21 protein-coding genes are annotated in these 18,344 nt (G+C 63.3%); 9 read left to right on the top strand and 12 right to left on the bottom strand.

Annotation, left to right across the window (positions count from 1 at the left end; genetic code table 11):
- Nucleotides 1-150 precede the first annotated feature (150 nt).
- Nucleotides 151-399 carry a DUF1344 domain-containing protein gene (locus DEJ54_RS10475; protein ID WP_113154517.1) on the top strand — a complete coding sequence of 83 codons (249 nt, stop codon included), beginning with the start codon at nt 151-153 and terminating at the stop codon, nt 397-399.
- A gap of 3 nt (nt 400-402) precedes the next feature.
- Here DEJ54_RS10475 and DEJ54_RS10470 read toward each other — a convergent pair whose 3' ends face one another.
- The 4 genes from DEJ54_RS10470 to DEJ54_RS10455 form a co-directional block, all read right to left on the bottom strand.
- Entirely contained in the window at nt 403-993 is a 591-nt protein-coding gene (locus DEJ54_RS10470; protein WP_113154516.1) for a histidine phosphatase family protein, read from the bottom strand.
- A 117-nt stretch (nt 994-1,110) separates the two neighbouring features.
- Entirely contained in the window at nt 1,111-1,929 is an 819-nt protein-coding gene (gene fabI / locus DEJ54_RS10465) for an enoyl-ACP reductase FabI (RefSeq protein WP_113154515.1), read from the bottom strand.
- Nucleotides 1,930-2,084: 155 nt separating this feature from the next.
- Nucleotides 2,085-3,035 (bottom strand): DnaJ C-terminal domain-containing protein, encoded by a 951-nt coding sequence (locus DEJ54_RS10460; RefSeq protein ID WP_113154514.1) that lies wholly within the window; start codon nt 3,033-3,035, stop codon nt 2,085-2,087.
- A gap of 119 nt (nt 3,036-3,154) precedes the next feature.
- Nucleotides 3,155-3,499 (bottom strand): RT0821/Lpp0805 family surface protein, encoded by a 345-nt coding sequence (locus DEJ54_RS10455; RefSeq protein WP_245447492.1) that lies wholly within the window; start codon nt 3,497-3,499, stop codon nt 3,155-3,157.
- 176 nt (nt 3,500-3,675) lie between these two features.
- Between DEJ54_RS10455 and pdxH the strand changes: the two genes are divergently transcribed.
- Nucleotides 3,676-4,293, top strand: a complete 618-nt coding sequence (pdxH, locus tag DEJ54_RS10450) for a pyridoxamine 5'-phosphate oxidase (RefSeq protein WP_113154512.1) — start codon at nt 3,676-3,678, stop codon at nt 4,291-4,293.
- Nucleotides 4,294-4,296: 3 nt separating this feature from the next.
- On the opposite strand, the gene DEJ54_RS10445 is transcribed toward pdxH, so the two are convergent.
- Both DEJ54_RS10445 and DEJ54_RS10440 read right to left on the bottom strand, forming a co-directional pair.
- Nucleotides 4,297-5,049, bottom strand: coding sequence for a crotonase/enoyl-CoA hydratase family protein (locus DEJ54_RS10445; protein ID WP_113154511.1), 753 nt, complete (start codon nt 5,047-5,049; stop codon nt 4,297-4,299).
- 23 nt (nt 5,050-5,072) lie between these two features.
- On the bottom strand, nt 5,073-6,842 hold the full coding sequence (locus tag DEJ54_RS10440; RefSeq protein WP_113154510.1) for an acyl-CoA dehydrogenase: 1,770 nt from the start codon (nt 6,840-6,842) through the stop codon (nt 5,073-5,075).
- Between the two features lie 267 nt (nt 6,843-7,109).
- Here DEJ54_RS10440 and DEJ54_RS10435 point away from each other — a divergent pair, with 267 nt between their 5' ends.
- On the top strand, nt 7,110-7,346 hold the full coding sequence (locus tag DEJ54_RS10435; protein ID WP_113154509.1) for a hypothetical protein: 237 nt from the start codon (nt 7,110-7,112) through the stop codon (nt 7,344-7,346).
- A gap of 37 nt (nt 7,347-7,383) precedes the next feature.
- On the opposite strand, the gene purD is transcribed toward DEJ54_RS10435, so the two are convergent.
- Complete coding sequence (purD, locus tag DEJ54_RS10430) at nt 7,384-8,658, bottom strand: phosphoribosylamine--glycine ligase (protein ID WP_113156211.1); 1,275 nt, start codon at nt 8,656-8,658, stop codon at nt 7,384-7,386.
- A gap of 158 nt (nt 8,659-8,816) precedes the next feature.
- Between purD and ubiA the strand changes: the two genes are divergently transcribed.
- Nucleotides 8,817-9,800 (top strand): 4-hydroxybenzoate octaprenyltransferase, encoded by a 984-nt coding sequence (ubiA, locus tag DEJ54_RS10425; protein WP_113154508.1) that lies wholly within the window; start codon nt 8,817-8,819, stop codon nt 9,798-9,800.
- Between the two features lie 35 nt (nt 9,801-9,835).
- Here ubiA and DEJ54_RS10420 read toward each other — a convergent pair whose 3' ends face one another.
- Nucleotides 9,836-10,399 (bottom strand): DUF6101 family protein, encoded by a 564-nt coding sequence (locus DEJ54_RS10420; RefSeq protein WP_113154507.1) that lies wholly within the window; start codon nt 10,397-10,399, stop codon nt 9,836-9,838.
- 491 nt (nt 10,400-10,890) lie between these two features.
- On the opposite strand from DEJ54_RS10420, the gene DEJ54_RS10415 reads away from it, so the two are divergent.
- The 3 genes from DEJ54_RS10415 (at nt 10,891) to DEJ54_RS10405 (ending at nt 12,246) form a co-directional block, all read left to right on the top strand.
- A complete protein-coding gene (locus DEJ54_RS10415; RefSeq protein WP_113154506.1) occupies nt 10,891-11,211 on the top strand; it encodes a multidrug efflux SMR transporter in 321 nt (106 codons plus the stop codon).
- A 77-nt stretch (nt 11,212-11,288) separates the two neighbouring features.
- The gene (locus tag DEJ54_RS10410; RefSeq protein WP_113154505.1) at nt 11,289-11,672 is read left to right on the top strand and encodes a multidrug efflux SMR transporter; all 384 of its coding nucleotides are present in this window, start codon (nt 11,289-11,291) and stop codon (nt 11,670-11,672) included.
- 169 nt (nt 11,673-11,841) lie between these two features.
- On the top strand, nt 11,842-12,246 hold the full coding sequence (locus DEJ54_RS10405) for a MarR family winged helix-turn-helix transcriptional regulator (RefSeq protein WP_113154504.1): 405 nt from the start codon (nt 11,842-11,844) through the stop codon (nt 12,244-12,246).
- 39 nt (nt 12,247-12,285) lie between these two features.
- Here DEJ54_RS10405 and DEJ54_RS10400 read toward each other — a convergent pair whose 3' ends face one another.
- Genes DEJ54_RS10400 through DEJ54_RS10390 form a run of 3 tightly spaced genes read right to left on the bottom strand, consistent with a single transcriptional unit; the run spans nt 12,286 to nt 14,872 of the window.
- Complete coding sequence (locus tag DEJ54_RS10400; RefSeq protein WP_113154503.1) at nt 12,286-13,701, bottom strand: FAD-binding oxidoreductase; 1,416 nt, start codon at nt 13,699-13,701, stop codon at nt 12,286-12,288.
- Between the two features lie 36 nt (nt 13,702-13,737).
- Nucleotides 13,738-14,694 carry an L-threonylcarbamoyladenylate synthase gene (locus tag DEJ54_RS10395; protein WP_113154502.1) on the bottom strand — a complete coding sequence of 319 codons (957 nt, stop codon included), beginning with the start codon at nt 14,692-14,694 and terminating at the stop codon, nt 13,738-13,740.
- Nucleotides 14,687-14,872: a hypothetical protein gene (locus tag DEJ54_RS10390; protein WP_113154501.1), complete on the bottom strand. Its 186-nt coding sequence runs from the start codon at nt 14,870-14,872 to the stop codon at nt 14,687-14,689. The genes DEJ54_RS10395 and DEJ54_RS10390 overlap by 8 nt, the downstream gene beginning before the upstream one ends.
- On the opposite strand from DEJ54_RS10390, the gene DEJ54_RS10385 reads away from it, so the two are divergent.
- Nucleotides 14,871-15,392 carry a hypothetical protein gene (locus tag DEJ54_RS10385; protein WP_113154500.1) on the top strand — a complete coding sequence of 174 codons (522 nt, stop codon included), beginning with the start codon at nt 14,871-14,873 and terminating at the stop codon, nt 15,390-15,392. The two genes, DEJ54_RS10390 and DEJ54_RS10385, sit on opposite strands and share 2 nt — an antisense overlap.
- A 99-nt stretch (nt 15,393-15,491) precedes the next feature.
- Nucleotides 15,492-15,905: a hypothetical protein gene (locus DEJ54_RS10380; protein ID WP_113154499.1), complete on the top strand. Its 414-nt coding sequence runs from the start codon at nt 15,492-15,494 to the stop codon at nt 15,903-15,905.
- Nucleotides 15,906-16,003: 98 nt separating this feature from the next.
- Here the strand turns inward: DEJ54_RS10380 and glyS are convergent, their stop codons facing one another.
- Nucleotides 16,004-18,310, bottom strand: a complete 2,307-nt coding sequence (gene glyS / locus DEJ54_RS10375; RefSeq protein ID WP_113154498.1) for a glycine--tRNA ligase subunit beta — start codon at nt 18,308-18,310, stop codon at nt 16,004-16,006.
- Nucleotides 18,311-18,344: the final 34 nt, after the last annotated feature.

Genomic DNA, 18,344 nt, shown 5'->3' with positions numbered 1-18,344 from the left:
GAGCCGGTCGTTTCGCTTCTATTGGCCTTTGCGGGTGCGGTCAAACCGGATTGCCTAATGCGAAAGTTTTGACACAATTAGGTGGTTTACAAAATTGAAGGGATTCGCGCCCCGGATACGGGCGCCACATAGAAATCCGAGAGGTGTGGAATGCGCATTTTCGCCGCGGCAGTGGGATTATTAATGCTTGCCTCATCCGCCTTTGCCCTCGACGCCGAGGGCAAGGTTCGCAATGTGGACCCGGACAATCTCACCATCACGCTTGAAAATGGCCAGACCTACAAGCTGCCGAGCGAGATGGACGTTTCCGCCATTCAGCCCGGCATGGAAGTGGTTCTCGCCTATCGGGAAGTCGACAATGGCGTGAAGCAGATCACGGACATGCTTCTGCCCGAGTGAGCCTTACAGCCAGTCTGCCGAACCACTCTCAAACCGCAGGATGCGATCCTGCGGTATGGTGAGCGCAGCCGCTTCATCGCTGGACGCATGGCCCAGCAGGTAAAGAAGCGAGCGGATCACGCCGCCATGGGTGACACAGACGGTCGGCCCCTTGACCTCTCCAAGCCACGGCTTGATGCGCTCAGCCAGCTTTTCATAGCTCTCTGCATTGTCGCCCGGCGGGACAAATCCCCATTTGTCGTTCGAACGGGCTGCCGTGCAGCCGGGATTTTCCGCTTCCAGCTCGGCATAGGTAAAGCCCTGCCAGTCGCCAAAATTCAGTTCCATCAGCCGGGGATCGGTGCGGTATGCCTCGCGCGGCAGGCCAAGGCCTGCGCGCACACGCTCCATCGTCTCGCGCGTACGTCGTAACGGGCTTGCGACAAAATCAAAGCCATCCGCATTGTGATCGAGAAGATCGGCAAGGCGAATGCCATTACGGTCGGCCTGAACCTGACCAACCGCATTGATATCAGTATCGGCCTGCCCCTGAAGACGCTCTTCTGCGTTCCAGGCCGTCTGGCCGTGTCTGATGATATAGAGAGTGGGAAGCACTGCGGGCCTTCTGACTTGGAGCATCGGACCGAAAAGCAGGAACCGGCTTTCGGGTATTCCGATGCTCCATCACTGGTTAGGATCGTCCTTTGCGCGTTCGAATGAACGCAGGCCGATCTACTCCGTCACGACAGAAATATCGGGAGCGTCCACGGCCTTCATGCCGACCACGTGATAGCCGGAATCGACATGCAGCACTTCGCCCGTCACGCCGCGCGAAAGATGCGACAGCATGTAGAGAGCGGAATCGCCCACCTCATCGGTGGTGACAACGCGCTTGAGCGGCGAGTTGTACTCGTTCCAGCGCAGAATGTAGCGGAAATCGCCGATGCCCGAAGCCGCCAGCGTCTTGATCGGGCCAGCCGAAATGGCGTTGACGCGAATGTTGCTGCCGCCCAGATCGACCGCCATATAACGCACGCTCGCCTCAAGCGCGGCCTTGGCAACGCCCATGACATTGTAGTGCGGCATCACCTTCTCGGCGCCGTAATAGGTGAGCGTCAGGATGGAGCCACCATCGGTCATCAGCGGCTCGGCGCGCTTGGCAAGCGCGGTGAGCGAATAGACCGAGATGTCCATGCTGCGCAGGAAGTTGTCGCGGCTCGTATCGACATAACGGCCGGTCAGCTCGTCCTTGTCGGAGAAAGCGACGGCATGGACCAGGAAGTCCAGCTTGCCCCACTCCTTCTCGAGCTTCTCGAACACCGCATCGACGCTGTCCATGTCGGTCACGTCGCAGTGACCGGCGACGATCGCGCCCAGCTCTTCAGCCAGCGGCTCGACGCGCTTCTTCAGGGCGTCGCCCTGATAGGTCAAAGCAAGCTCTGCGCCGGCATTGGCGCACGCCTTGGCGATACCCCAGGCGATCGAGCGGTTGTTGGCGACACCCAGAATGAGCCCGCGCTTTCCGGCCATCAGGCCATTGCCACTTGTCATGGAATGGTTCTCCGAATTCAATTGCCGAAGCGTCATGCTTTCACCAGAAGGCGCGGCGCTTCATCACTCCAACTACCTGCATAGCACGACCGGGCGATTCCCGACCGCGCAATATAAATAAGCCGGCAGCCCTATCGCACAGCCCGGCGAAGGCATCAAGCCGATTGGCGGAACAATGCCTCAAGCGCCGGATCTCCGCCTTCCGGCAGCATGATCTGGATATGAGCGTAAAGGTCGCCGTTTCCATCGGTCTTCAGCGGCAGGCCGCGCCCTTTCAGACGCATGGTGCGGTCAGAACTTGTCCAGGCCGGAATGGTCAGCGCAAGCCGCCCCGTCGGCGTTTCAACGGGCACTTTCGCGCCCAGAACCGCATCACGCAGGCTCACCGGCAGATCCACATGCAGGTCCCGGCCCTCAACGCGGTAGCGCGGGTGCTTGCGGAAGCGCAACTTGACCAGCGCATCGCCGCGCTCGCCAAACGGCGTCTCCTCGCCCTGCCCCTTGAGGCGGATGGTCTGGCCGTCTTCCACGTGGCGCGGGAGCTTGACCGCGATGCGCCGCCCGCCCGGGAAGATGGCCGTGACCTTGGAAGCCTTTGCAACGTCCTCGATATCGACATCCAGCGTCGCGTTCAGATCGCCCATGCCGCTCGGGCGCTTGTGGCCAGCGCCAGCGCGCCGTCCCTGACCGGCAGGTCCGCCCTGCTGCGAAAAAGCATCACCGAAGATCTGGCTGAAAATGTCCGCGCCGCTGAAACCGGCCCCATCGGGACCACCGCTTCTGAATTCGAAATGCTGCGCACCCGGCCCGCCCCGGCCCGACCGCCGGAAACCGCCAAACGGATCACCGCCCGCGCCCCCGCCTTCAAAACCGGTGAAACGCGGCTTGCCTTCGGCATCGATCTCACCGCGGTCGAAAGCGCCGCGCTGTTTCTCGTCGCCCAGAATTTCATAGGCCTGCCCGATTTCTGCGAAGCGCTCCTTGGCCTTCGGATCGTCCGGCTTCTGGTCCGGATGATACTTCTTCGCCAGCTTTCGGTAAGCCGATTTTATCTCCTTGGACGAGGCGTTCTTGGCCACGCCCAACACGTCATATGGATTGCGCATGTGCAGCTCTATTCCTGATCGTTCCGCATTATACGGCAAAACGTTCGTGAATTCGGGGTGTTGTTCACTATATGCGTCTGGCTAGGAAGAAATTCCAGACCCCGCGCCCGAAACAGCCGCTAAACCGCTTCGAACGCCTGTATCTGCCATCCGAACTCGGGCGTTGGACAGACCGTCCCGCGATAAAGTCCGACGCCATCGAAACTTTCACGCGAGGTCACGAAGCGGCGGCAGGTGCCGGTCTCGTCATCGAAAATGGCGGTGACAACGCCGCGCACATCATTTTCCGGATCGTCCCAGGAAAGAGGCGGCGCGCCGTCGAGACTGGCGCCCATGCCGCCGACCATGGCGTGCAGCATGGCGTCCGTCCCTGTCGGTAGCGGTGCAGGCTTCACGGATTGAGACATGAAGTTTTCCGGCATCGGCACCGGCGCAATGGAACCCGTCACAACCGAACGGTCCACGTCCTGCCCTCCAGGATCAAGCGCCGAGACACTGCACCCGGCCAGAAGAATCACCGCTGCAGGCGCGACACAGCGCTGCAGAACATGCAGAGCCAAGGCCTTGCCCCGAACTGGCGCTTGCTTTGCCCCCGACAATCGGCATTCTCCCCGTAGATAACGCGAACCAGGCAGCCAGTATGATTGACGAGACGTTAAAATCCGGTGACTTCACCGAACGCAGCGAGCCTTTTCGGCTCTTTGCCGAATGGCTCGAGGACGCCACGAAATCCGAACCCAACGATCCCAATGCGCTGGCGCTGGCGACCGTCGATCCCGATGGAATGCCAAATGTGCGCATGGTGCTACTGAAAGGGTTCGATGAGCGCGGCTTCGTCTTCTACACGAATTTCGAGAGCGCCAAGGGCGGTGAAATCCTGAGCGCGGAAAAGGCGGCCATGTGCTTTCACTGGAAGAGCCTGCGCCGTCAGGTGCGCATTCGCGGACCGGTGGAGCAGGTGAGCGACGCGGAGGCGGACGAGTATTACGCGTCGCGGCCGCGCGGAAGCCGCATCGGCGCATGGGCATCAAAACAGTCGCGACCGCTGGAAAGCCGCTTTGCGCTGGAAAAGGCGGTTGCCGAATACACCGCCAAATATGCCGTGGGCGCAATCCCGCGCCCGGCGCACTGGTCGGGCTTCCGCATCGTGCCGAGCCAGATCGAGTTCTGGCACGACCGTCCGTTCCGCCTGCATGACCGCGTGGTGTTCACCCGCAACGATCAGGGCGCGTGGCAGACGAAACGGCTCTACCCGTAAGCCTCAGGACGCCTTGCGGCTCATGAAGGCCATGAAGGCGGCGCGCGCCTCATCCGATTTGAGGCGCGCACGAAAATGCTCCGCCTCCTCGCGAATGCGCGCGATCACGTCGTCGCGCGGACCACGCAGCAGATCGCGGGCAATCTTCAGCGCCTCCGGCGGTTTTGCCACAAGCGCCTCGGCAGCCGCAAACACCGCCTCTTCGAGAGCCTCTGCCCCCACAACCCTGTGAATGAGCCCCGCAGCACAAGCATCGGCTGCCGGCAACCCCTCGCCCAGAGCCAGAAGGGCAAACGCCCGCTGCTGCCCCATGATCGCCGGGGCGAGCAGGCTGGAGCCCGCTTCAGGCACCAGACCGAGATCGACAAAGGGCGTGGAGAACACGGTCGCGGGCGTCGCGAAGGTCAGGTCGCAATGCATGTGGATCGTCGTGCCGATGCCCACCGCAACGCCATCGACGCCGGAGACCAGAGGCTTTGCCGCCCCTGCCAGCGCCAGAAGGAAATCATAGACCTCCTGACCACCCTCGCCGCCCGTGGCGACGGCCAGAAAATCGGCCAGATCATTGCCGGCGGAAAACGCGCCCTTCTGCCCCAGAATGACGTGGCAGCGCACGTCCGCATCCTCATCGCCGCGCTTCAGCGCCTCGGCCATCGCCGCATACATGGCGCGGGTGATGGCGTTCTTCTTTTCAGGCCGGTTCAGGCGGATCACCTGCACCGCACCGCGCCGCTCGATCAGAACATGTTCGCTCATGGTTTCTCCTCCTCCCGGAACGTTCAGGCCGAAAGCAGCGCGTCAGCCGCCGCATCCAGACTGTCAGCGCCGCCGATCACCTGCTGCCTGAGCGTTGCCGTCTCCACGAGCAGGTTTTCCGCCATGAAACGCACCAGAACGGCGTGGTCGGGCCGGTCGCCGGCGGCAAGCGCCCGCGTGTTCAGCGCAACGCCGATAACCAGCGAGAAAAGCCGCAGATAAGGCGTTGCGCCGCAAAGCGCCTCGTTCACCCGCCCCTCGGAGAGAGCCGTTGTTAGATACGCCGTTGTCTCCTCCAGATCATCCAGCGCCTGGCCCAGCCTTTCCGCCGTTGCGCCAAGCCCCGATGCGTCCGAGAGTGCGGCATGGTCGGCCCGCAGCTCGTTTAAGAATGCCGCCATCGCCTCGCCCCCCTGAAGCGGCAGCTTGCGCATGACGAGATCGATGGCCTGAATGCCGTTGGTGCCCTCATAGATCGGCGCGATGCGGGCGTCGCGATAAAGCGCGGCAGCGCCCGTCTCTTCCACATAGCCCATGCCGCCATGCACCTGCACGCCAAGCGAGGCGACATCCACGCCCACATCGGTGGAGAACGCCTTGGCCATGGGCGTCAGGATATCCGCGCGCGCCTGCCATGCCTTTGCCTCATCGCCCTCACCGAGCCGCGCCCGGTCGATCGCGTAGGCGCAGGAATAGGTGATGGCGCGCGCCATCTGGGTCTGCGCCTTCATGGTCAAAAGCATGCGCTTGATGTCGGGATGCGCCACGATCGGGCTCATGCCTTCGCCCTTAAAACCGGCGGCGCGTCCCTGCCGACGGTCCTGCGCATAGGCCAGCGCTTTCTGCGTGGCGGTTTCGGCAATGCCCACACCCTGCATGCCGACTGCCAGACGGGCGTTGTTCATCATGGTGAACATGCAGGCCAGACCGCGATTTTCCTCACCGATCAGCCAGCCGACAGCGCCCGGCGTGTCGCCGAACTTGCCGTCGCCATAGATCATGGTGCAGGTGGGCGAAGCGTGGATGCCGAGCTTGTGCTCCATGGAGGCGCAGAAGGCGTCATTGCGCGCGCCGAGCGATCCGTCATCATTGACGAAGAATTTCGGCACCAGAAACAGCGAAATGCCCTTGGTGCCCGCCGGCGCATCCGGCAGCCGCGCCAGAACCAGATGCACGATGTTGTCGGTGAAATCGTGCTCGCCATAGGTGATGAAAATCTTCTGGCCAAAAATCCGATAAGTGCCGTCGCCCACCGGCTCGGCCCGCGCCTTGAGCGCGTTGAGGTCGGAACCGGCCTGCGGCTCCGTCAGGTTCATCGTGCCCATCCATTCGCCGGAAACGAGCTTTTCCAGATATTTTTGCTGCAGCTCGGGCGTCGCATGCTTGTCGAGCGCCTCGATTGCGCCGACCGTCAGCGTCGGGCCGATGGCGAAGGCCATGGAGCCGGAATTCCACATCTCGAAGGCGGCGACCGAGAGAAGCGTCGGCAGCGCCTGCCCGCCGAATTCCTCGGGCGCGGCAAGCCCGTTCCAGCCACCCTCGCACCAACGGCGATAGAGATCTGCCCAGCCCGGCGGCGTGGTGACGGCCCCGTCCTTCAGCACCGCGCCCTGCTCGTCGCCCACCCGCGCCAGCGGCGCGATTTCTTCGGCTGCAAAGCGCCCTGCCTCCGCCACGATGGCGTCGACCAGATCTTCCGACAGATCGCCAAACCGGCCGCTGTCGAGGTCAGCGGCAAAGCCGGTGACGTGTTTCAGGGTGAAGGCGATTTCATCGACAGGGGCTCGGTACATGCTGCAATCCTCCTGATGTCCGGCGAGACCCTAGCCGTTCAGCAAAGCGCTCGCCATCATACATTGGCGGAAGATTGATATTTTCTCTTTACGTAAACGTCAATCTTAGAAAGCTTGCAGCGTCTGGTACCAGGCTCGGATCACGATGCGGCCATCGCGCGGCGCAGAGGACGCCCCAAAGGTTCGACGGCACATCGAAGTTATCGAAAACCGGTTTCCACTTTTCGGCTCCCTGCGTTAGAAACCGGCCAACGGAAGGAACGCCCCATGCTTGCAAGACCTGAAAAACATCGCTGCATCGAATGCGGAAAGGCACTCGGCATGCCGGGCTTCACCTATCATCAGGGCGACATCGACAACGGCCCGGCCTACTGGACCGACCGCGGTATTCTTTGCTCCATCGAATGCTCACTAGCCCACCACAAGAAGCGCGCGGCCGAAGGCACCCTGCCCGACAAACCCGCGCCCGATCCCTTCGAGACGGAATATCAGTTCGAGGACTAGGCGGCGCGAGAAAGCCCGCGCCAAGCCTCGAAGCGCCTCAGCCTTCGCGCTCCACGGCGCGCCAGCCGATGTCGCGGCGGCAAAAACCTTCCGGCCAGTCGATCAGGTCCACCGCGCGATAGGCGTTCTGCTGCGCTTCCGTGACTGAAGCGCCAAGCGCCGTGACATTGAGAACGCGGCCGCCATTGGCCACCAGAACACCGTCCTTCAGCGCCGTGCCGGCGTGGAATATCTCGACATTCTCGTCCGCAGCCGCTGTTTCCAGCCCGCGGATCGCCGTGCCTTTTTCCGGGCTTGCCGGATACCCGTTGGCCGCCAGCACCACGGTAAGCGCTGCCTCGTCGCGCCAGCGGGCAGAGACATGCGCGAGCTGACCGTCCACCGCCGCATTGAGAAGCGCCAGAAGGTCTTCCTTGAGGCGCATCATCAGCACCTGGCATTCCGGATCGCCGAAACGCACATTGTATTCGATGAGCTTGGGGCCGTCCTTGGTCAGCATCAGGCCCGCATAGAGAACGCCGGTGAAGGGTGCGCCCATCTCCGCCATGCCCTTGAGCGTCGGCTCGACGATTTCGGCCATGGTGCGCGCCAGAATGGCCTCGTCCAGCACCGGAGCCGGCGAATAGGCGCCCATGCCGCCGGTGTTCGGGCCGGTGTCGCCATCGCCCACGCGCTTGTGGTCCTGCGCCGTGCCGAAGGGCAGCGCCGCAGCGCCATCGCACAGGCAGAAGAAGCTCGCCTCTTCGCCTTCCAGAAACTCCTCCACCACGACCGAAGCGCCAGCCTCGCCGAAGCTGCCGTCGAAACACTCGTCGATTGCCGCAATCGCCTCGTCTTCCGTCATCGCGACGGTCACGCCCTTGCCCGCGGCAAGCCCGTCGGCCTTGATGACGATGGGCGCGCCCTGCTCGCGCACATAGGCGCGCGCGGCCAGCGCGTTCTCGAAGCGGCCATAGGCGGCGGTGGGAATGCCGTAGCGGTCGCACAGTTCCTTGGTGAAGCTCTTGGAGCCTTCAAGCCGGGCAGCGGCGGCGCTCGGGCCAAACACGCGAATGTCCGCAGCGTTCAGCGCATCGGCCAGCCCCGCCACCAGCGGCGCTTCCGGGCCGACCACCACTAGGTCGACGCCCTTTTCACGGCAGAACGCAACGACGGCGTCATGGTCCGACACGTCGAGCGCAACGCATTCGGCATCCTGCGTCATGCCGGGATTGCCGGGTGCTGCGTAGAGCTTTGTCAAAACCGGGGAGGCCGCAAGTTTCCAGGCGAGCGCGTGCTCACGGCCGCCGGATCCGATCAAGAGAACATTCATGCCACGCATCCCCACTTGTTCAATTGTCGCTTCGGGCTATGGCTCTTTGCCGCGAAAATCAAGGCGCAGATGCCAACTTCCCACGACAGAAACGCTTGACGCGCGCATCAGGCCTTGCCACTCCCTCCTGAAGGAGACAACAAGAAGGAAAATGCGTCATGGAAAAGATCCAGTCCCGTCAGGGTCAGGGCCGCGTCTCGGATGCCCCCTCCGGACACTGGGTCTATCGTGTCATGCCGCAGGCCATGTGGCCCTATGCGCAGCTTGCCCGCTGGGATCGCCCCATTGGCTGGCAATTGCTTCTGTGGCCCTGCTGGTGGTCCGCCGCGCTGGCCGCAGCCGCCTATGCACGGCCCGGCGCGCCTCTGGAAGAGGTGCTGCCTTCGCTCTGGCACCTGGGGCTTTTCCTCATCGGCGCGATCGCCATGCGTGGCGCGGGCTGCACCTATAACGACATCGTTGACCAGCGCATTGATGATGCGGTCGAGCGCACCCGTTCGCGCCCCCTGCCTTCCGGTCAGGTCTCGCGCAAACAGGCCTGGGCCTTCCTCATCGCGCAGGCGCTTGTCGGTCTTCTGGTGCTTGTCCAGTTCAACATCTTCGCCATCGCACTGGGCTTTGCCTCGCTTGCGGTCGTGGCGATCTATCCCTTCGCAAAGAGATTCACGGACTGGCCGCAACTCTTTCTGGGACTTGCCTTTTCCTGGGGCGCGCTGATGGGCTGGGCAGCCGATTTCGAAAGCCTCACGCTTGCGCCCGTGCTGCTCTATTTCGGCTCCATCCTCTGGGTGATCGGCTATGACACAATCTATGCGCATCAGGACAAGGAAGACGACGCCATCGTCGGCGTGCGTTCAACCGCACGCCTGTTTGGCGACAGGACCCGTCAATGGCTGATTGCGCTCTATGGCGGCGCGCTTCTGTTCTTCGCCGTCGCCTTTGCGCTCGCTGAAGTGCCGATGCCAGCACTCGCCGGTCTGATCGCCGCCGGCGCGCATATGGCGCGTCAGATCCGGGTCATCGACATCGACAATCCGGACCAGTGCCTGGCGCTTTTCCGTTCCAACAATGTGGTTGGCTGGCTGATTTTCCTGGGCCTTATCGGCGGCAGCCTGTGGGCCGTCATCAGCCCACAGTTCTAAGACTACTTTCCAAGACTGTTTTCTAAGGCTGCGGTTCAGTCGCGGGCGATGATCTCGTCGCCCCCGACAACCACGCGCACACCGAGGCTTCCGCATTTGCGGCGGGCGAGAAAGCGCGGACGGCGCGCACGCACCGGGCGGCCCTGACGGCGCTCCTGCGGCGGCGCGGCCTTCACTTCGCCAATGCTCTCTTCAAGCGCATGGGCAAGACCATCATCCTCGATCATGAGCATGGGCAGGCCAAGCGCTTCGGACCAGGCGCGCCAGTCAGCGGCCACATCGTCCAGATCGTCCGCCACCAGAAGCGGCACGCACAGCATCGGATCGGAATGGTGCAATTCGAGCGTGACGGTCACGTCACCGAAATCATCTTCCATGGCGCGGGCGGCCACGCCACGAAATGCGCGCGGCGGCAGCGCAAAGGTCACCGGCAGGCCGCTCTGGCTGAGCAGACGCCGCATCCGCACACCACGCTGATTGATGGTGAAGGACACCTCACCGAATGCATCATGCGACGCATAGCTCACCGCCTGCGGCAGATGAAAAGGGTCGAGCCGCATCGCGCGGCCCGCCCAGACTGGCTTAAGCCCACCGTTCATGTCTTTGCCTTCCTGTCACTCCTGAGAGCCGGTTTTCCGGTTCTCTCACCGGGTCGTTTTCGACCTCGTTATGGGATGCACTCTAGCGATGGCTCGTTACCGGCAGGCTTAGAAAGTCAGTTAAATTTTGCTGACCTTACAATTGGTTAGCGATTTCCAACCGGGTGTAACAGTCTGGAAAGTCCCGTCACCGGAACGTAAACGGCATTGCCCAAAGGCCCGAAAGACAAGGGGTGGCGCATTGGGTTTCGGCACCCGCAAGTGCCCGCCAGAGCCCTCACGCTGCGTCAGAAAGCCTGCCGGCTTACGATTTAATTGCATGCGCAAGCAAATAAATTGACATCACCTGTGCAATTCAATATGTATGCACATGCAACTAGATGGAAACCAACCACCCGGCCCTGCCTGAACTGGAATCACGACTGCCAGAAACAGCCAGCCCACGCATCGCCGCCATGCCCCGAACCGCTCAATTCGAAAGGAAACCCCTCATGCACTGGTTATATCTCGGCATCGCCGTCATCTTCGAAGTCGCCGTCGCCATATCGGCTGGCAGGGCGCAGGGCTTCACCCAGCCATTCTGGACCGCCGCCACGCTCGTCAGCGGCGCCATCGCCACGTTTTTCCTGGGCCTCGCCCTGCTCACTTTCGACGTGGGCGTGGGATACGCGATCTGGACCTCGGTTGCCGGCGTCGGCATCGTCGTGATCGGCGCACTCTTCTTCAACCAGCGGCTCGACTGGAAGAAGGGTTTTGGCATTCTCCTCGTCATTGGCGGCGTTGTCGGCCTGCGCCTCACCGGCGCAGCATAGTGCAACGGAGAGTCCTTCCCTCACTCGCCGGTTTGGCGCGCCTGCCGCTCCGCCCATCGCCTCAAGGAACCTTCCCCATGACCACCAACACCAACACCACGGGCAACGCCCGCGCCTGGATCATGCTGCTGCTGGCCGGCGCATTCGAGATCGGCTACGCCCTCAGCGTCGGCGGCAGTCAGGCCTTCACGGTCCCGTCCTGGTCGATCGCTGCCATCATCTTCTTCCTGCTGACGCTCTATTTTCTGAGCGCGGCTCTCAAGACCATCGATGTCGGCATCGGCTATGCGGTCTGGGCCGGCATTGGCGCGGTCGGCGCGGCAACCTTCGGCAGCCTGCTTCTCGACCAGCCGCTCACGATCGGCCAGATCGGCTGGCTCGCCGTCATCATCGGCGGCGTGGTCTGGCTCAAGCTCGCTGACAGTCCCAGATTTGCCGGCGAACAGACCGCCGCAGGCTGATCATCGGTCCGAAAGCCCCGCGGCGCGCTCCGCCGCGGGCGCTTCGCTTCCCGAAACGCCCCGCCAAAGCCAAGGGAAGCGCATATCGACGGGAGAGCGGCTTGAAACGGACTTTGCATGCGCATACATCTGCTTCACCATCAGAAAACCGCCCGCGGGAGACCAAGCCATGCCCAGTTCAAGCGATGTCTGGCTCCGCCTGGTCCACACCGTCAGCACTGTGGAAAGCGATATCGCCCGCATGCTGACGAGCAAGCACGGCATTGGCCTTTCCGAATACCGCGCGCTTCAGGCGCTGGCGAAGGCTCCGGATCGCGAACTGCGCATGCAGGATCTGGCGACCCACCTTCAGCTGAACCAGAGTTCGATTTCGCGCATGGTGGAGCGCATGGAGCGGTCCGGCCTGACGGTTCGCGACGTCTGTGCAGACGACAAGCGCGGCGTCTTCTCCGTCATCACCGAAAAGGGAGAGGCGCGGCTCGAAGAGGCCAGGGCGGATTACGAAACCGCACTCGCCAGCGCCCTGAAGGAAAGCGGCCTTGAAGGCATGCTTGCCGCAATACCCGCCAGATAGCCGCGCCTACCCCTCAGGCCGCTCTCGTCTACCCGCCCCCTAGATCACCTTGTGCGGGTTCATGATGCCAGCCGGGTCGAATGCTGCCTTCACCCGGCGCATCAGCTCCGTGGCGATGGCCGGCTGCGTGGCGACGAGTTCGTCGCGCTTCATGCGCCCGATGCCATGCTCGGCCGAGAAGGAACCGTTCAGATCGCGTACAATGGCGTGGATGGCGTCGTTCATCTCGCGGTAGAGCGCCAGATAGGCCTGCTTGTCGCCGCCCTCCGGCTGCGAAATGTTGTAGTGCAGATTGCCGTCGCCCATATGGCCGAAACAGACCACGCGGCAGCCCGGTGCGACCTTCTGTGCGGCAGGCCCTGCCCGCTCGATGAATGCGGGAATGTCCGAGACCGGCACCGAAATGTCGTGCTTGATGGAACCGCCCTCGGGCTTCTGCGCCTCCGACATGGACTCACGCAGATGGCGGAAAGCATTGGCCTGCCCTTCGTTCTGGGCAATGGCCGCGTCAACCACCAGCCCTTCCTCGAAGGCGACGGTCAGGATCTCTTCTATCAGTTCCTTGGCGTCGTCGGCGGAGCGGCCGGACGAAATCTCGATCATCACATACCAGGGATGCTCCTCCTCCAGCGGATCGACAGCGCCGGGCACATGCGCCAGCGTGAACGCCAGCGGCGTGCGCTCGATGAGTTCGAATGCCGTGAGCCCGTTGCCGGCGCGGTCATTGGCCATCTCGAAAAAGCGCAGCGCATCGGCTGGCGAAGGCAGCGCCGCCCAGGCCAGTTCCCGCCCCTTGGGCATGGGGAAGAGCTTCACCACCGCCGCAGTGATGACGCCGAGCGTGCCCTCCCCGCCAACAAACAGGTCTTTCAGATCGTAGCCGGTGTTGTCCTTCTTGAGCTTCCGCAGATCATCGAACACCTCGCCGCTCGGCAGCACCACTTCCACGCCGAGGCAGAGGTCGCGCGCCGTGCCATAGGCGAGCGCGCCCACACCGCCTGCATTGGACGAGAGATTGCCGCCGATCTGGCAGGAGCCCTGCGAGCCGAGCGACAGCGGAAACAGGCGATCCTTCTCCGCCACGGCCTCCTGCAGCACCTGCAAAACCACACCCGCCTCCACGGTGGCCGTGTTGGACTGCAAATCGATCTCGCGGATCTGATTGAGGCGCGAAAGCGAGAGCACAATCTCATTGCCATCGCCATCGGGCATCTGGCCGCCCACAAGCCCCGTATTGCCGCCCTGCGGCACCACCGCCGTGCCGGTTTCGCTGGCCAGCCGCAGAATGGCGCTCACCTCGTTCACAGAACCCGGGCGCAGCACAAGCGGCGTCTTGCCTCCGAAAAGGCCGCGCGGCTCCTCCTCATAGGGCGCGATCTCGTCCGGGGCGGTCAGCGCATGGCGCTCACCAACGATTTCTGAAAAGCGGGCGAGCAGTGCGGCATCGATGGTCATGGATGGATGGATTCCTCAGGAATTGGCTGTCTCAAATTAGCTATCACGGGGCGCGGCAGCGCGCGCCAGGCGATCATTGATGGCTTCGCCCAGCCCTTCAAGGGGCACCGGCTCCACAGCGATTGTGGCAGCGCCCGAACTGTCCAGCGCGAGAAGATGGGAGAAAAGATTGGTCGCGGCTTCCCGCAAATCTCCACTTTCGGAGAGATTGCGCAGCGCAACCGCCTTTTCCGCGCCCGCCACACGCCGGGGACCGAAGGCCAAAAGCGCCTCACCCGGCTTTACCTCCCCCACATTGAGCCGCATATGCGCACTCGGCGCATAATGCGATGCGAGCATGCCCGGAGCCTGTACGCCCTTTGCTCCGCGCGCGAGCGGAAGACCGGCAACGCGTTCGATCTCTTCTGCCGCAATGCCGCCCGGCCGCAACAGCGCAATCCCGTCGTCCGAAACCTTCACAATGGTGGATTCAAGCCCCACCGGGGTCGGCCCGCCATCCACGATCAGCGGAATGCGCGCGCCCAGATCGGCTGCAACGGCCTGCGCCGTGGTGCCGCTGATGCGCCCGGATGAATTGGCGCTGGGAGCTGCGACAGGCCGGTCCAGCGCCGCAATCACGCGCGCGCCGAACCCTCTGGGGCAGCGCAGCGCAATCGTGTCGAGCCCCGCTGTCACCAGTGGATGAATGCCCGATCCCGCGCGATGCGGCAGAACGAGCGTCAGCGGCCCCGGCCAGAACGCATCGGCCAGCCTGCGCGCAAGCGGATTGAAATCGGCGATACGCTCGGCCATCGCGATGTCCGCCACATGGGCGATCAGCGGATTGAACTGCGGGCGCCCCTTGGTTTCATAGATGCGCGCCACCGCCTCGCCATTGGTGGCGTCGGCGGCCAGCCCGTAAACCGTCTCCGTGGGGATGGCGATGGCCGCTCCCTCACGCAACAATTCGACCGCCCGCGACAGGGCTTCACTCTCCGGCAGGATATCAGCCAAGCACCAGATCCTCATAAAAATCCCTCTGCTGAGTATCGCGCCTGCCCATGGCGGGCAAGTTCGCCGGCAAGCGAGTTTGCTGAATCTTAAGGGATTTCGCGTTTGAGTGGTCCGGCGAAATGAAATACGCGCCATAAACCGCCAATGACTGGGGGAGAAGAATGCGATCAGGGCTCATGAAGCCACTGCTTGTCACCATGCTGCTTGTCGCGGCTGGCGGCGTTCGCGCTTCATCCCTTCTTGAGCTGAAATCCGAAGAGCATCTGCACCAGCATTCGACCATCGCGCTCAAGGAGCTTGCGCTGGAAGAACGGCAGCCCGCGCCGGATACGCCACCGCTCTCCTATCCCGGCCCTGCCCTGAGCGCCATGCCGGAGATAGCGCCCCACCACCTCTCCCCTTCCATGGTCGACATCGGCGCGCCCGCGCAGCCGCTTGGGCCGGCGACAGGCGAAACCACGTCTTCCATTCCGCAGAGACCGCGCCAGTTGCCAAGGGTGATCCGCGGCGGCGAGACCGGTCCGGCTGCCCCGCGCGCTGCTTCCGCACCTCGAAAGACGGAACAGGCCACGCCCGCTGCGCCAGAGCGCCGGCACAAGGCAAAACGGCGTGCCGGGACAAAAGCAGACAACGGGCCTGCCGCAGCACCTCCATCCGCAGCGCCGCCTTCCGGTCAGCCCCTCGGCCGCCCCGAATAGTTCCTGCCATCAGGCCGTCAGGATGGGTTTTTAAGCCCGGCTTGACCTTGCGCGCGCCGCAACGCACCCTCCGCGCAACATTGTTCGGAGAAATTTCCCATGCTGACCTTCATGAAAATCCTGCATTTTTTCGGCCTCATGCTGGGGGCTGCCGGCGGCATGGGGGGCATGATGGTGGCCATTCAGGCCAAACGCTCCGATGGCGCACCGCCGCAGGGCCTTCTGGCGCTGCGACCGCGCTTCACCCTCATCACGCTGATCGGCGTCGTGCTCCTGTGGCTCACCGGCCTGTGGATGTGGCTCGTCCAGTATGACGGCGCACTGATGAGCACCGCCTTCGTCCTAAAGCTTCTGGCAGCAGGTTTCATTCTGGTGGTCGCAGTTCTGGGCTTTGTGGCCGTGAAGCGCGCCTCGCCCGGCACGCCCCCGCCCGCCTATCTGCAGAAGCTCGGGCCGCTGGCCGGCCTCGCCTCCTATCTGGCAGTGGCGCTGGCGGTTTACGTCTTCGCCTAGGGTCAGGACCCTAAAGAACAGGGCCGGAAAGCGAAATCCGCTTCCCGGCCCCATGTCCAATCACCTCTCATACGCCCGAACGGGGCGCAGCGATCCTCTTACCCGGTGATCCGGGAGAAATCGGCCACCTGGGCCGTCGCACTGCGAATGCGGGCGAGCAGCGCCAGGCGGTTTGCCCGCACGGCCTCGTCATCCGCATTGACCATCACCCCGTCAAGGAAGGCGTCGACCGGCTGGCGCAGCGCCGAAAGGAAGGACAGCGCCTTCACATAGTCATTCTCCGCGATGGCCTCGCCGGCGAAGCGCTCCTGCTCTTCAAGACTGTCGAACAGCGCCCGCTCCTCATCCGTTGCAAAAAGGCCCGCATCCACCGTATCGGCGATGGTCGTGCCCTTCTTCTCCGCATCGGCGACGATGTTTGCCGCGCGCTTTGCACCGGCCAGAAGGTTTTCGCCGTCGGTGGTGGCGAGGAATTCCGACAGTGCTTCCACGCGGCGCACGATCAGAAGCAGATCGTCGCTGTCTTCCGAAATCACGGCGTCGATCAGATCGTAGCGCGCGCCCTGATCGCGCAGATAAACCTTCAACCGGTCATGGAAGAAGGAGAGCAGATCGTCGGCGCGGTCGTTCAGCCCCGCCGCCCATGTCGCGGCATTGCGCTCCACATTCGCCCGCTCGTCTTCCGCGATCTGCTGCAGGATCACCTTCAGGGAATCCGGGCTCAACTGACCGCCGATTTCCATGACCTTCGCCAGGAACTGGCTGGCCGCGTGGCCGTAAAGCGTGCGGAAATGCTCCAGCCAGACCGGGTTCGCAGCCTCGATGAGCGACAGATCGACCTTGTTCTCGATGATGATGCGGATCACGCCCAGCGCCGCACGGCGCAGCGCATAGGGATCCTTCGAGCCCGTCGGCTTTTCGTCGATGGTCCAGAAGCCGGTGAGCACGTCCAGCTTGTCGGCCAGCGCCACCGCGACGGAGACCGGATCGGTCGGCACGGCGTCGTTCGGTCCCTGCGGCTTGTAATGATCCTCGATGGCCGCCGCCACCGCATCGCTCTCGCCCTGAAGGCCCGCATATTTGCGGCCCATGAAGCCCTGCAGCTCCGGGAACTCGCCCACAACTTCGGTCTGGAGATCGGCCTTGGCCAGATGCGCTGCGCGCACGGCCTCTGCCGGATCGGCCCCCACCACCGGCGCAAGCTCACTTGCCAGCGCCGCAATGCGCCCCACGCGCTCGCCCTGCGTGCCGAGCTTGGCGTGGAAGGTCACGCCCAGATGGTCGAGCCGCGCCATGCGCTGGTCGAGCGGCTTTGCCAGATCAAGCCCGAACTTCTTGGCCGAGGCCTCAAGCTTGCCGAGATCCGGCAGGTCCGCCTGGTCGGTCTTCCAGAAATAGAGCGCATCGGAAAGGCGCGCACGCACCACCTTGCCATTGCCATAGGCGATTTCCTTGCCGCCGTCCTTCGCCTCGATGTTCGAGGTGATGACGAAGCGGTTGGAAAGCGTGTCCGTCTCGCCCTGCGGGCGGCAGACAAAGCACTTCTGGTTGGCGCGGATGGTCAGCCGGATAACCTCCGGCGGGATCGTCAGATAGTCTTCCTCGAACTCGCCGAGCAGCACCACGGGCCATTCCACGAGGCCCGAAACCTCTTCCAGAAGCCCCTCGTCTTCCACCAGCTCAAGCCGGTTGGCGAAAGCGAGATTGCGCGCGTCGTCGAGGATGATGCGCTTGCGGCGGTCGGGATCGAGCACGACCTTCGCCGCTTCCAGCTTCTCCGCGTAATCCTCGAAACGGCGCACCGTGATGGCGTCCGGCGCATGGAAGCGGTGGCCATGGGTCACATTGCCGGCGCGAATGCCGTCGATCTCGAAATCAACCACCACCGGCTCCTCGGTCTCCGGACCGAAGGTGCACAGGATGGACTGAAGCGGCCGCACCCAGCGCAGGCTGCCGGGCTTTGCAGAAGCCGCCCCCCAGCGCATGGATTTCGGCCACGGGAAATTGCGGATGATGCCCGGCATGATGTCGGCGACGATCTCTTCGGCCGCGCGGCCCTTCTTCTGGATCACCGCGACATAGAAATCGCCCTTCTTGGGATCGGTCTGAACCTCGGCCTCATCGATGGAGGAAAGCCCTGCGCCACGCAGAAAGCCCTGGATCGCCTTTTCCGGCGCATCCGTGCGCGGGCCCTTGCGCTCCTCGCGCACATCCTTCGAGCGGGCGGTCACGCCGCGAATGTCGAGCGTCAGCCGGCGCGGCGTCCAGTATTCGGTCGCCGCCTCATAGGTGAGACCGGCATCCACGAGACCGTCTGTCACCAGCTTCTTCAGATCGCCGGCAGCCTTGCGCTGCATGCGGGCGGGAATTTCCTCGGAGCGGAGTTCGAGAAGAAGATCGGGCATTTGGGATCTCTGAAAAGCGGACTGTATTGGGTGC

This window comes from Nitratireductor sp. OM-1 (genome assembly GCF_003296175.1).
Classification (GTDB): Bacteria; Pseudomonadota; Alphaproteobacteria; order Rhizobiales; family Rhizobiaceae; genus Nitratireductor; species Nitratireductor aquimarinus.
Note: the sequence above shows the minus strand (reverse complement) of the source record. Positions and strands in the feature narration are given on the sequence as shown.

Bases quoted from the DNA above. Each gene is read 5' to 3' on its own strand.
- DEJ54_RS10475 (WP_113154517.1), top strand. From the start codon at position 151: ATGCGCATTTTCGCCGCGGCAGTGGGATTATTAATGCTTGCCTCATCC.
- fabI (WP_113154515.1), bottom strand. From the start codon at position 1,929: ATGACAAGTGGCAATGGCCTGATGGCCGGAAAGCGCGGGCTCATTCTG.
- DEJ54_RS10460 (WP_113154514.1), bottom strand. From the start codon at position 3,035: ATGCGCAATCCATATGACGTGTTGGGCGTGGCCAAGAACGCCTCGTCC.
- pdxH (WP_113154512.1), top strand. From the start codon at position 3,676: ATGATTGACGAGACGTTAAAATCCGGTGACTTCACCGAACGCAGCGAG.
- DEJ54_RS10445 (WP_113154511.1), bottom strand. From the start codon at position 5,049: ATGAGCGAACATGTTCTGATCGAGCGGCGCGGTGCGGTGCAGGTGATC.
- DEJ54_RS10440 (WP_113154510.1), bottom strand. From the start codon at position 6,842: ATGTACCGAGCCCCTGTCGATGAAATCGCCTTCACCCTGAAACACGTC.
- DEJ54_RS10435 (WP_113154509.1), top strand. From the start codon at position 7,110: ATGCTTGCAAGACCTGAAAAACATCGCTGCATCGAATGCGGAAAGGCA.
- purD (WP_113156211.1), bottom strand. From the start codon at position 8,658: ATGAATGTTCTCTTGATCGGATCCGGCGGCCGTGAGCACGCGCTCGCC.
- ubiA (WP_113154508.1), top strand. From the start codon at position 8,817: ATGGAAAAGATCCAGTCCCGTCAGGGTCAGGGCCGCGTCTCGGATGCC.
- DEJ54_RS10420 (WP_113154507.1), bottom strand. From the start codon at position 10,399: ATGAACGGTGGGCTTAAGCCAGTCTGGGCGGGCCGCGCGATGCGGCTC.
- DEJ54_RS10415 (WP_113154506.1), top strand. From the start codon at position 10,891: ATGCACTGGTTATATCTCGGCATCGCCGTCATCTTCGAAGTCGCCGTC.
- DEJ54_RS10410 (WP_113154505.1), top strand. From the start codon at position 11,289: ATGACCACCAACACCAACACCACGGGCAACGCCCGCGCCTGGATCATG.
- DEJ54_RS10405 (WP_113154504.1), top strand. From the start codon at position 11,842: ATGCCCAGTTCAAGCGATGTCTGGCTCCGCCTGGTCCACACCGTCAGC.
- DEJ54_RS10400 (WP_113154503.1), bottom strand. From the start codon at position 13,701: ATGACCATCGATGCCGCACTGCTCGCCCGCTTTTCAGAAATCGTTGGT.
- DEJ54_RS10385 (WP_113154500.1), top strand. From the start codon at position 14,871: ATGAAGCCACTGCTTGTCACCATGCTGCTTGTCGCGGCTGGCGGCGTT.
- DEJ54_RS10390 (WP_113154501.1), bottom strand. From the start codon at position 14,872: ATGAGCCCTGATCGCATTCTTCTCCCCCAGTCATTGGCGGTTTATGGC.
- DEJ54_RS10380 (WP_113154499.1), top strand. From the start codon at position 15,492: ATGCTGACCTTCATGAAAATCCTGCATTTTTTCGGCCTCATGCTGGGG.
- glyS (WP_113154498.1), bottom strand. From the start codon at position 18,310: ATGCCCGATCTTCTTCTCGAACTCCGCTCCGAGGAAATTCCCGCCCGC.